This is a genomic window from Aureispira sp. CCB-E (assembly GCF_031326345.1).
In the GTDB taxonomy this organism is placed as follows: domain Bacteria; phylum Bacteroidota; class Bacteroidia; order Chitinophagales; family Saprospiraceae; genus Aureispira.
In genome coordinates this window covers 1004637-1017205 of record NZ_CP133671.1, presented here as the reverse complement: position 1 = coordinate 1017205, position 12569 = coordinate 1004637, and the positions used below count along the sequence as shown (strand labels likewise).

Annotated in this window: 11 protein-coding genes; 5 read left to right on the top strand and 6 right to left on the bottom strand. The window is 35.1% G+C overall.

Features of this window, described 5'->3' with window-relative positions; genetic code table 11:
• Positions 1–68: 68 nt before the first annotated feature.
• Entirely contained in the window at positions 69–1733 is a 1665-nt protein-coding gene (locus tag QP953_RS03860; protein WP_309554027.1) for a leucine-rich repeat domain-containing protein, read from the bottom strand.
• 141 nt (positions 1734–1874) lie between these two features.
• Between QP953_RS03860 and QP953_RS03855 the strand changes: the two genes are divergently transcribed.
• Together QP953_RS03855 and QP953_RS03850 are read left to right on the top strand one after the other, a co-directional pair.
• On the top strand, positions 1875–2690 hold the full coding sequence (locus QP953_RS03855; protein WP_052595005.1) for a universal stress protein: 816 nt from the start codon (positions 1875–1877) through the stop codon (positions 2688–2690).
• 709 nt (positions 2691–3399) lie between these two features.
• Positions 3400–3684 (top strand): YiaA/YiaB family inner membrane protein, encoded by a 285-nt coding sequence (locus tag QP953_RS03850; protein WP_052595007.1) that lies wholly within the window; start codon positions 3400–3402, stop codon positions 3682–3684.
• Between the two features lie 47 nt (positions 3685–3731).
• On the opposite strand, the gene QP953_RS03845 is transcribed toward QP953_RS03850, so the two are convergent.
• From QP953_RS03845 to QP953_RS03835, 3 genes are all read right to left on the bottom strand, one after another.
• On the bottom strand, positions 3732–4652 hold the full coding sequence (locus QP953_RS03845; protein ID WP_309554026.1) for a pseudouridine-5'-phosphate glycosidase: 921 nt from the start codon (positions 4650–4652) through the stop codon (positions 3732–3734).
• A 132-nt stretch (positions 4653–4784) separates the two neighbouring features.
• Positions 4785–5690 (bottom strand): aminotransferase class IV, encoded by a 906-nt coding sequence (locus QP953_RS03840; protein WP_309554025.1) that lies wholly within the window; start codon positions 5688–5690, stop codon positions 4785–4787.
• A gap of 60 nt (positions 5691–5750) precedes the next feature.
• Positions 5751–6479 carry a hypothetical protein gene (locus tag QP953_RS03835; RefSeq protein WP_052595013.1) on the bottom strand — a complete coding sequence of 243 codons (729 nt, stop codon included), beginning with the start codon at positions 6477–6479 and terminating at the stop codon, positions 5751–5753.
• A gap of 287 nt (positions 6480–6766) precedes the next feature.
• Here QP953_RS03835 and QP953_RS03830 point away from each other — a divergent pair, with 287 nt between their 5' ends.
• From QP953_RS03830 to QP953_RS03820, 3 genes are all read left to right on the top strand, one after another.
• Positions 6767–7435, top strand: coding sequence for a hypothetical protein (locus tag QP953_RS03830; protein ID WP_309554024.1), 669 nt, complete (start codon positions 6767–6769; stop codon positions 7433–7435).
• 275 nt (positions 7436–7710) lie between these two features.
• On the top strand, positions 7711–8748 hold the full coding sequence (locus QP953_RS03825; protein ID WP_063833049.1) for a fatty acid desaturase: 1038 nt from the start codon (positions 7711–7713) through the stop codon (positions 8746–8748).
• Positions 8749–9093: 345 nt separating this feature from the next.
• The gene (locus QP953_RS03820; protein WP_063833050.1) at positions 9094–10143 is read left to right on the top strand and encodes a fatty acid desaturase; all 1050 of its coding nucleotides are present in this window, start codon (positions 9094–9096) and stop codon (positions 10141–10143) included.
• Positions 10144–10223: 80 nt separating this feature from the next.
• Here the strand turns inward: QP953_RS03820 and QP953_RS03815 are convergent, their stop codons facing one another.
• Both QP953_RS03815 and recN read right to left on the bottom strand, forming a co-directional pair.
• On the bottom strand, positions 10224–10883 hold the full coding sequence (locus QP953_RS03815) for a hypothetical protein (RefSeq protein WP_309554023.1): 660 nt from the start codon (positions 10881–10883) through the stop codon (positions 10224–10226).
• A gap of 24 nt (positions 10884–10907) precedes the next feature.
• On the bottom strand, positions 10908–12566 hold the full coding sequence (gene recN / locus QP953_RS03810; protein WP_052595019.1) for a DNA repair protein RecN: 1659 nt from the start codon (positions 12564–12566) through the stop codon (positions 10908–10910).
• Between the last annotated feature and the right edge of the window lie 3 nt (positions 12567–12569).

Sequence of the window (12569 nt, the reverse complement as noted above, 5' to 3'; positions counted from 1 at the left end):
TTTTTATCTGTAGTAGTTAGAGCATCATTATAATAATCCATACCACGCAATAGTGCTACTTTGTATGTTTATTTTGACAGAAATATTCTATAATCTGATATTAATTCGAATAAATCTCTTGGCACAAAGGAAATTGGATTGTCACGCAAGTCTATTTCCTCTAAGTTAGGCAATTGCAACAATAAATCAACGTCAGGAAATTGCCGAAAGTTGCAAGATCGTAAATTAAGTCGACGAATGGTCTTAAAATAACGAATAGATTTAGGCAGTCGATTTAATTTCGGCAAGATACTCAATGTAATCGTATCTTCTTTTAAAAATTGCTCCAACCATTTTTTTTCATCTTCTTCGTTACTATATTCTAAAATATAAGTATAAGCCACTCCATACTGCTGAAACAAACGATGCGCTATCTTCAAACCATCCCACGCCTCTGTTTGATTGGTAATATTTTTGATCCCTTGAAAAATAACATGCTCTGTTTTACTGGGTGTATAAAACTGAAATGAAGCACTAGGCAGCGTCAGCTGTTCAAAATTAGGAATTCTACGATAAAAAGCCTCTTTAATAGCATTTCTGAGGCGACTATTGCCCGCATCAACAGCAGTATAAGCCATTAATAAATCGGTCAGCATATTGTCTAACAAAGCGTTGTCTTTAGATAATTGGAGTGCCAAAGCAATATTCTCATTTTGATTGCTCTGCAATAATTCCAGTAATTTTTGACGATGTTCTGCCAACCAATCGGCAGGCTGCTTCGGAGATAAAAAGGCTAATGCTTCTTTTTCTGATACAAAAAATAAATCGTCGTGCAAGAGTTCTAAGAGTTGTTTGGTGATCGTCCTTCCTAAGACCACATGTGTTGTCGTAGGTGCTATTTGATTGAACAAGATGTTTGGATTATCTAAACTCTCTATATCCATCCATTCTGTTGTTCCTAAAATGCTAATGTTACTTTCTTCTTTTAATGGTTTGGAATACGTTGTAGTGATGTATGTTCTTACGACTTGAGAAAAGGTAACGTAATTGACTAATAATAGAGGGAGTACATCTGCCCGACTTTGCAAACAAGTTTCTGTAAACAATATTTCAAAAGCAGCTTTTTTAGTTTTCAAGGTTGCTTTTTGCTTCGTTAGATGCCTCAATACTTTAAAAAATAAATCTAAGCGACGGGTGGGTAGTTTTAAGCGGAACTCCAAATCCAATTGCTTCACTTTTTGTAGTTGTTCCATTTCTAACAATACTTCGGGGAAAGTCTCAAAACGATTATTGGTACAACTCAAATTTTTTAGTTTTTTGAGCTTAGCGAATGTAGAGGGCAGTTTTTCTAAAGGATTGAAGCCCAACTCTAACTGTTCTAAGTTTTGTAATTGCTCTATTTCTATTGGCAATGTTTGTAAGCCATTGCCTTTTAAATTAAGTGTTTTAAGTTGGGGCAACTGAGTCAAAACGATTGGAAATGAGTTGAGTTGATTATTGGCAAGATTGAGTGTTTCTAAATTTTGTAATGCTTTAAAGTTGGAAGGCAACTGTTGTAACTTGTTGTGCGATAGATCTAAATGCCGCAATTTGTTAAATTGAGTGATACACTCGCCTAAATCTTCTATCTTGTTATAACTTAAATCCAAGTTACAAACCCAAGCTGCGTTTTCCTGGATATAGTCAGGAATTTTATCTACATTTTGATTAGAATGAACAAATAAAATGTCTTTGTTAGAATACTCGTCTGCCATAATGTGTACAAGATTGGAAATAGCGGATGCTGATGATTAAAAATACCTATTTTTATGAGAATAATCATTTTTATTCGTCTACATTTATTTTATATTTGCTTAAACAACTTCCACATATCCAATCTTTAAAAATTCTATTTTATGAAAAAAATTCTTGTCCCCACTGACTTTTCTGAAAATGCAGACAAAGCATTAGACTTTGCCTTGGCTCTAGCAAACAAATTCAATGCAAAATTGCGTCTGGTACATACTTACAACACAAGTGCCCCTGCTGGTCATTTGGGCAGCATTAATCGTGTCGTCAAGGAGGACAGAGAAAAAGAAATGGCAGCTTTTGTTAAAGCAACCCAAGAAAGTATTTCTTTTGATTTGGATATAAAAGGACGTTGTAAAAAAGGGTATCCAGTAGAAATGATTGAAAGCGAAGCGGAAAGAATTGATGCCGACTTAATTATTATGGGTACCTTAGGTGCATCAAACCTTAGCAAACAGGTCATGGGAAGTACAGCGAGTAAGCTAATCAAACATACCCAATTCCCTGTTTTGGCAATTCCTAGAGATACGCACTATTCTGATATTAAGAATATTGTTGTTGCTGTTGATGCCTTGACTATGTCTGTCCTAAATACGTTGAATCCAATGATTGACATTGCTCAAAAATCTAACCTCAATATAGAGTTGGTGCATGTGTCTAATCAACAAATTCATACTGACATTGATCCAACCATCAAAGAATATTTAAATGGCTTGGCTGTTCCTTTTAATTACACAAAAATTCAATCTGACCAAATTTTGGAAAGTATTCTCACATTTGCACATGAAAAAGGAAATAGTGTCCTGTGCTTAGTCTCTAGACAGCGTGGCTGGTTTGAGAACTTGTTCCATAGTAGCGTCAGTCAACAAGTTGCTTTGAAGTCTGATTTGCCTTTGTTGATTTTGCAAGATCAGAATGCTTAGATAGCAATTTTCAACTCTAATAATAACTCTACAAATGGTGATTTTCGTCTATGAAAATCGCCATTTTTTTATAGTAACGTCATTAGCTTAAATTATATTTTGTACTAGATTTGACAGTTATTCTCGGTTTGTAAAAAGTTTAATATGATAGCTAAAAATGCTGTTTTTTTGTTCTTTTACTGCGTGAGCCTTCGGGTTTTCTATTTTTTATAATGCCAGAGGTCCTTCGGGTTGCTTCCCTTCGGTCGCAACTATAAAAAATCACGAAAACTTAGCCATATGTCATAACAACGGCAAAGCCCTCATGCAATAATTTTCCATAACACCCAACAAGCAAATAAATTGTAAACAAATGATAGTTAGCCTATTATTAATTTCATCACAAAAAACATATTAAAAAATAAACAAACCGAGAATTGCTGTAGATTTGATGAATCTAAATTCAAAAGATTGACAAAATGCTGAGTAATAGTGCGGAATTCTTACTTAACACTTTGATTGTTTATATGTTAAGAAATGCTAAAGTTTTGACACCTAGGAACAAATTGGGCTCTTTCTGTAGTTTGTATAGTGGTTTAGAAAACGAGCATAGGCTCTAATCTTGACTCTATGGTTAAATACAAATTTATATTGTTCATTTACAATAACTAACACCCCACACACTAGAGTCGTGTATCACAAACGTTGGTTATACAAAACAACTCAAATTATGTCAACCAAGTATCAAAATTCAAATACACAAGCATTCTCAACCTTAGCCTGGATTTCTTTTGGCGTTTCTTTCATTGGAATGGTCATTGGGCTAATTTATCTACAAATGGATATCTATCAAAAAGCCTTTATTGGAATGACCTATCTATTCAGTATTTCATCTTGTTTTGTATTGGCAAAAGTGGTTAGAGACAAGCAAGAGAGTGAAGATTATGTCAAAAAAATAGAAAATGCTAAGACCGAGCAGATGCTCAGCAAATACATTGGCACAGAAGAAAGTTAAATCAAAATATCATTTTCAGACGCTCCTAAACTTTGCTCTTAGGGGCGTCATTTTTTTTTATGACATAAAGCCACAGCTATCTGAGCTGCCAACTGAGCATTGTTATAAACCAACTCTATATTCGACGCTAAACTTCTCCCTTCGGTCAATGCTTTCACCTTTGCTAGTAGAAATGGGGTATTCTCTTTTCCTTTAATTCCCAACTGCTTGGCTTCTTCTATTGCTAATTCAATATTTTGCATCATATAATCGTAGTCTAGCTCTTTTTCTTTGGGAATAGGATTGGCAATAACGACACCTCCATCTAGCCCCATGCGCCACTTTGTTTCTAAAAAATCAGCTATAGTAGTCGGGTGATCCAGTTGATAGTCCACAGCAAAGCCACTTTTTTGAGTATAAAAAGCAGGCAATTCTTGGGTTCGATACCCCACAACAGGCACTCCATGCGTCTCCAAATATTCTAACGTCAATCCTAAATCCAAAATAGCCTTGATTCCAGCGCAAACTACTGCTACATTTGTTTTTGCTAGTTCTTGCAAATCAGCAGAAACATCAAAAGAAGTGGCGGCACCACGATGCACACCTCCTATACCACCAGTGGCAAAAACCTCAATACCAGCCATTTTTGCCGCTATCATCGTCGACGCAACTGTTGTTGCTCCATCTATTCCTTGAGAGATCAAATAAGGAATATCTCTTCGACTAGCCTTAACAACAGCTTGCCCTTTTTGTCCCAAATATTCAATTTCGGATTTTGTCAACCCTACTTTGAACATGCCATCCATAATGGCAACGGTAGCAGGAACAGCTCCATTCTTTCGAACCAAACGCTCTACTTCCATAGCCGTTTCTAGGTTCTGAGGAAAAGGCATTCCATGCGAAATAATGGTAGACTCTAATGCTACTACAGGTTGATTTTTTTGAATAGCATTGCTTACTTCTTCATTAATTTCTAAATACGGTTTCATTGATAAGAAATTGTAAAAAATTCTATAGAATAAACTGTCGTAACAATCAAATAGTAGTTTTTCGTGAGCGCTGCGCTTTTAGTTAGTTTTGTTACTCCCTGCGAACCGAGCTATTGATCCAATAGTTATATACTAAAAAGGGAGTTTTTCACTATACACAGGTATTTTTGCTTCAAATAGCCTTTTCAATTTTTCTAAAATCTGATTGTCGCTTTTATTTTCAATTACTCTCCCATCAATCACCACAATCGGAGTCAACTCTCCCATAGTTCCAGTACAAAAAACTTCATCAGCACCATAAAATTCTGTCAGAGAAAGATTTTTCTCTACAATTGGTATCCCCGCTTCATGCGCAATTTCAATAATTAGTCCTCTTGTTATTCCATGCAAACAGGCATCTGCGTGAGGCGTATAAAGACATCCATTTTTAACCATAAAAATATTGGTACCATTTAATTCTGCCACAAATCCATAAGCATCTAACATTAGAGCGGCATCTGCTCCAGCTACATTCGCTTGTATTTTTGCTAGGATATTGTTCAATAAATTGGCATGATGAATTTTAGAGTCCAAATGACGTGGAGAGTTACGTTGTATGTGTGCTGTGATAATTTTAATTCCATTCTTATTATCATAAACCAGTGGCTTCCATTCAGCTAATACAATCAAACAAGAACCATATTGATTCAATCGAGGATCCATTCCAGAAGTAATTTTTTCCCCTCTTGTCAAAGTTAAACGAATATGCACATCATCCTTCATTCCATTGGCTTCTAAGGTATCAAAGATGGCTTTCTTAATAACAGCTTTGGACGGAATATCTACAAATGCCAATGTTTTGGCAGAAGTATGCAACCGATCTAAATGCCGATCCAAACAAAAAATCCCCCCTTGATAAACTCTCAAACCTTCCCAGACCGCATCTCCTCCTTGTACAGAGCTATCAAAAACAGAAACTTTAGCATCTGCTCTAGGATACAAGCCATCTTTTACATAAACTTGAATGTCTTTATTTTTGGGATTGAGTTTTTGTAACATATATTTCTTGTTTTAGAAGTGAATAGAATACTCTTTTAGGAACTATTTACAAGGTTATTATCACTCTACACGAATAGCATGTGCATACATTTTGTCGTAGTAAGGTTTTAATTCTTCGTATAAGGGAATTAGATGAGGAGGCAATACTCGGTCGCTTGTTTTTTGCTTTTTAAATCCTGTTGTTTGATGTACGTTAGCATACCAATATTTTGCCCAGACACCATCTTCGGGAATCGGTCCCGCATCCCAAGTTAACATCTCTTCATAAAAAGGAATTTCACAAGCAGTACAAAGCTTCTGCAATGCCAGTCTAGGATTCACCAATAAAGCACTAGAATCTAGTACAATAGGTTGTTTCCCTTTTGATCTGAGTTGCTCAAAAAGCTCATATTGTCGAATGGTTGCTATTTCTGATGCTTGTGGCATTTCAACTACCTGTGCATAAGAAGCTATAATTTGCTTAGGATTTCGAATGTAAATTATATTCCACAGTTGCTCTAAAAATCCTTCGTCCATCTCCTTAATATGACTTGTCATATTTTTTATAAACAAAATGGGTTCTACATAATTTCCAAAAATAATTTTTTGAACAACTTCTTGAGAGTTTTGACTTTGGCTACTTAATACAGCTGCTCGACCAGGATGGTCAATGTCCGTACAAGAAAGATAATAGGCATATAATGGCTCATCAACAACTTTGGTATCTGCTCGTTGTGCAAAAGAATACATGAGTGCTGTTGATAAGTTTCGAGGACTTGATATCAAATTAATTCTCTTTGTGGTAGCCATAAACCAGTATTTTTATTTCATGAAATGGAATTGCCTCAACACATTTACTTATGGTTACCTCGTAGTTGTTCCTTCGTTTCTACAATTTTTACGCTCCTTTGAGAACATCCAAACAACTCCAACATAGTTTCTTTTCATATTTCATCTCCAAACAGAACTATAAGAACTACAAATCAAAACACTACACTTACCAAAAATAAATCTATGAATTAAAAATAAACTTTTTTGGGGGATATTTTCCACAACTTCGACTTCAAAATAAAAACAAAATACAAATACAAACGATCATGGGTTTCAACAGCTTGCTTTTCTTGTCATTATTTTTGCCTCAATTTATGATCATCTTCTTTTTTAATAAAAAGAACATTCAAAATACTGGCAAAAACAAAGGTTCTTATAATACAGCCAATGCCATTCAAGGACTTATTTTTGCGCTCCTAACAACAATCGTTAGTCCTCTTATATTAACTTCCGAGTACAGTTTGGGAGGCAATAATACTGTTGCTACTGATATTATGATACACATTGCTTTGAGCTTTTTTACTTGCCATATTATCTTTATTATTTTGGCAAAAAACATCACTTCAGAGATTACTCATCACGTAATTTGTATGGGGGCTTTATTGTATTCTTTAGTTACTCAAACCTTTGGACAAGATTTAATTTTGACCATTTTTTTGGGAGAAATAACATTTACTCATTATGCTAAAATAGTTGCCAAAAACATGAATTGGAATACTTTAGAGCATCAATTAAATGAAATTTTCTTCTTTTCATTCTCTTTCATTAGATTGTTTATCTTTCCTGTTTATTTATACACGTTTATTACCTATGCTTCTGCGCCAATTTTACTTAAATTATTTGCCGTCGCTTTTGTTGGATTAGGAATTTATTATAATAACATTATTGCCAAGAACAGAGCATCGTCTCAAAAGAAAAAAATGTCTTTAAACTAGTTTTTTACCAAAACAAATGTTCTTAAAAAATTGCCAATGATACTCAAAAACAGAATTCCTTTTATGATAAGTTATAGATTTGCTTTTGTTGTATAAATACTAGCTATTCTGATTTTTTAGTTTTATTTTTGTTGCCTAGATTAAGCACACTAGTATTGTTTGCTAGCTAGTTATTAACAATCATAGTCCGCTAATAGCTCCCTTATGTTACTTGCTACACTGCGTGAGCTTAGTTTTTTAGCGAACTAATGTAACAAACAAAAATCAATTATGTTATGAGTAGTTCATCTATTTTGCGTTACAAGGCAGACTACCGAACTTTAGTATTTGTTGCCCTTTATTATATAATCGCTTATGCAGGTTTTTGGGTTTACTGGCAATATCCTGAATTTCGTACATGGGGTGTTGTAGTACCTTGGGTAATCCTTACAGCTTTCCTGTCTTTTACCTGTGCCGTTATTGTCCACAATACCATCCATGCTCCTATTTTTCATAAGAAATCGCATAACAAACTCTTTCAGTTTGTATTGAGTTTAGCGTATGGATATTCTGTAAGTGCCTATGTTCCTGGCCACAACTTTAGTCATCACAAAGAAACACAAACTGCCAAAGATAATATGCGAACGTCCAAAGCACGTTTCAAATGGCATTTTCTTAATCAATTATTCTTCTTTTTCATAGTAACGCCTGACTTGCTAAAAGCGGAGAAAAAGTTTGTAGCAAAAATGAAAAATGACAAAAGAGAGTGGTACAATCAGTGGTTGGCAGAAATGATTATAGTAAATGTTGTTCGTATTGGGTTATTGTTCGTCAATTTCCCTGCAGCGGTAATCTTCATTTGGGGACCACATATTTATGCTGCTTGGGGTATTGTAGGAACGAATTTATGGCAACACGATGGCTGTGATATGGATGATAAATATAACCATTCCCGCTCTTTTCATGGTGGGTTGCTAAACTTCTTTTTGTTTAACAATGGTTACCACGGCGCTCATCACGACCGTCCATCGTTGCATTGGAGCTTGTTGCCAGCATACCACGAAAAAAATATTGCTCCATATGTACATCCGAACTTGAATCAAAAAAGTATGATTAAATATTTGGTCAAGGCTTATGTTTATCCTGGTAAGCGAGTGAATTACGATGGCAGTGCTTATGTGCTGGAAGAAAAAGTAGAAGATATAGACTGGGTTGCAGAACTTGGTGTCAACGATCAAGCACACAAATATGATTTTGGCGCAGAGGCTAGCTCTATTGATGATATTTTGAGTACAACAGATACAAAAGAGAAAGAGCCCAGCAAAGTGCTCTAAACTAAAGAGTAGTAAAATGACACAGGGAGTATAATCTTTAATTAGAATTATGCTCCTTTTTTATATCCTTTATCAGACTTGGCAAACAGACTGATGAAAAAATGTTAAAGTCTCTTAGATTTTATTTTTTGGTCTTGAGTTTGTTAATTTTCCCTTCTATTAGAATACGTATTTGCTAATTTTTTTAGCGAATATTATTATTAATAAGGCATAGAGAATTTGGATAAAAAATTTCATTCTTATTTTTTATCTTTATTTTATAACATAATTTCTAAAATTCCCCTTCGATTGCTATTCAACCACCAATAGTAATTAGAAGTGGTCTTTAAAAGTTAAACTATAAATATGAGTACATCTATCTTACGCTATAAAGCCGATACTCGCACACTATTATTTATCTTAGCCTACTACTTGGTAGCTTATGGCGGATTTTTTTCTTTTAACTACTTCTATGAATTTGCTTTCTATAGTGTACTATTACCTTTGTGTATAACAGCCTGTGTACTTTGCTTCTGTACAGCTGTTATTATCCACAATACTGTTCACGCTCCTATATTTGTAAAAAAATCACATAACAAAATCATGCAATATGTCTTGAGTTTTTGTTATGGTTATTCTGTCAGCGCATTCGTACCAGGACACAACTTTAGCCACCACAAGGAATTAGAAACCCCCAAAGATGCTATGCGAACCTCCAAGGCTCGTTTCAAGTGGCATTTATTAAATCAACTTTTTTTCTTTTTTCTAATTACAGGGGGTGCGCTCAAATATGAATTGAAATGGGCTGCCAAAATGAAGAAAGAAAAGCCTCAATGGTACCGACAATGGTTGTTGGAATCCGTTTTGGTTAATGTCCTTAAAATTGCTACCCTATTTATAAACCTACCTGCTGCAATTATGTTCATTTGGATTCCCCATTTTTATGCATTATGGGCCTTAATGGGAGTTAATTTATGGCAACATGATGGCTGTGATCCCAATCACAAGTACAATCACTCTCGCACTTTTACAGGAAAAGTAATGAATTGGTTTTGTTTTAACAACGGCTACCACGGTGCGCACCACGATCGCCCATCGTTACATTGGAGTTTATTACCAGAATATCACAACAGAATGATTGAACCCCATATTCATCCTAACTTGAGTGTTAAAAATATGCCTTTGTACTTTTGGAAGACCTATATTTACCCAGGCAAGCGATTAAACTATGATGGAACGCCTCATGTTCTTGCTCCCAAAGTACCTGATGAAGATTGGACCAAAGATATTTTTGTTAATGATCGCTCCTACAAATACGACTTTGGAGCAGAATCAGCTTCTGTTGATGCCATGCTTGATATAACAGATGGTGCAGAAGAAAAAGAAACAAAAAAAGAATTTGAAAGTATTGCATAAATGCGATAAGCAAAAATTGATTAAAAATGTTGGGCTGTTCGTACAGTTTCAACATTTTTTTTATTTCTAATGCCCTACGCTCAAACATATTGTTCTCGCTGCACAAAATAATGTTCTTTCGCATTATAAAACAAGTACAAGTATTGATCTTCACCTATAAAGTCTAAAACACGTACTTGCCCTACAAATAGCAAGGCATTTCCATCGGCATCTTTAGGTGTTGCGTCTTCTTGAATCCACATGGGGATTTTTCCAAAGCACTTAATCAAAAAATTAATCGGCTGTGCTTTCGGTAATAAATTTTCTAATTGATTCTTTTGATAATCTTGAACAAAATATTGATACTTCGCAGCTGCTTTTTCTTGGTATTTTTGATAAGAGTCTGAAAGCTCTAATAAGTTCATTTTAGATTGTAATGTATACTTATTATCAATAACATCAAAGCCCAAAGAATAGTCGTCGCAGTAAGCGGTATGGAACCTAACAAGACGTATATTTTCTTCTACCTCTCTATAAACATAAATAAAGTGTCCATAAAAATTCCAGTCTGGATTGAGCAAACTCATTTTGATTGAGCAAAGAGGATAAAATACTTGTCGGTGAAGTAAACTTACTTCATGAAAAACGTCTTCTAGTTTTGGGAAAAAAATTACTTGATCAGTATCAATAGCAATCCCATCGTACCGGAACAAGAAACCAGTCTCTTCATTAGGTTTTTTTTTTCTTCTAAACCATTTCATTATACTAGAATGAGATTCTAAAACTTATGAACAACCCAATAATTCTTTTGCATTTTCTTTAGCTACTTCTGAAGGTGGATTTCCGCTCAGCATTTTTGCAATTTCCAAAATACGCTCTTGCTGATTAAGTTCACTAACAAAAGTAGTTGTTTTATTTCCTGATACTTTCTTGCGAACAAAATAGTGTGTATTTGCTTTCGCTGCAATTTGAGGAGAATGTGTGATAGAAATCACCTGATGTTCAGCCGACAGAGCTTGTAAAATAATCCCCATTTGTAAAGCAACTTCACCAGAAACGCCTGAATCTATTTCATCAAAGATGAGCGTTGGCAATGGAATTGCACTAGCTACCAAAGATTTGATACAAAGTGCCAATCGAGACAACTCACCACCTGAAGCAACGCCTTTAATTTCTTCTAAACGGCTACCTTTATTGGCTGCAAATAAGAAACGTAAGCGATCAATCCCCGATGGCATGTATTCTTTGGTTTGAACAATTTCTACCTCCAAGCGAGCATATTGCATGGATAATTGTGCCAAGCGTTTTTGAACAGACTTCTCAAACTTTCCTTTTACTTTTTGACGTTTTTCAGAAAGTTTTTTACCAATTTCAAGTAATTGTTGCTCGTGCTGTCGCACCTTTGCGTTTAGGTTTTCTATGCGATCTGAAATATCCTCAAAGCCTCCTAATTTCTCCGTCAATTCATCTCTAAACGCAATTAACTCTTCGTCGTCTTGTACATGGTATTTGTTAATCAAATTAAACAAAACAGACAAACGCTCATTGACCTCCACCAAGCGTTCCCCATCATGTTCGGTTTCTTCTGCAATGATGTGAAATTGATTCCCTAATTCTTCTATTTCTAACAACACAGAATCAAACTGCTCCAACAATTTCGGTAAATTAGGATGAAACTCTACCAAACTAGAAGCGGCATTAGACAAATCCGTTAATTGGCTACAAATTGAGTTTTCATCTTCATTAATATGCATCGCCGCCCCCCCTAAAATGCGTTGAATATCTTCTGCATTATTCAAACGACGCTGTTCCATTTCCAAAGCCTCCATCTCCCCTGCTTGCAATGCTGCTTCTGTAAGTTCGTTTAATTGATATTTAAGGAAGTCTGTTTCTTTATTAGCATCTTGGCTCTGTTGGATTAATTTAGCTAAGGTACGTTTGGTTTGCTCATAAGCTCCAAATTCCTTTTGATACTTTGCTAACAATTTTTTATTATCAGCAATAGCATCAATTACTTTGACCTGAAAAACAGGGTCATGAATATCTAAGGTATCAAACTGTTGGTGTAAATCAATCAACTTATTGCTCAATTCTTTTAATATCCCCAAACGTACAGGAGTATCGTTGACAAACGCCCTTGATTTTCCAGAAGGTGTAATTTCTCGACGCAAAGAGGTTTCTGCTTCATAATCTAAATCATGTTCTTCAAAAAAACTTTCTAAACCATAAGGAGAAACATCAAATATCCCTTCTACAATACATTTACTATCTTGTTTATAAAGTACTTTTGTATCAGCACGCTTCCCCATAATAAGCCCCAAGCCACCCAACATAATGGATTTTCCTGCGCCCGTTTCTCCTGTAATAATAGTTAGGTTATTTGAGAAATTAATGACCAATTCCTCGATAATAGCATAGTTCTGTATGGTTAATGTCTGTATCATTTC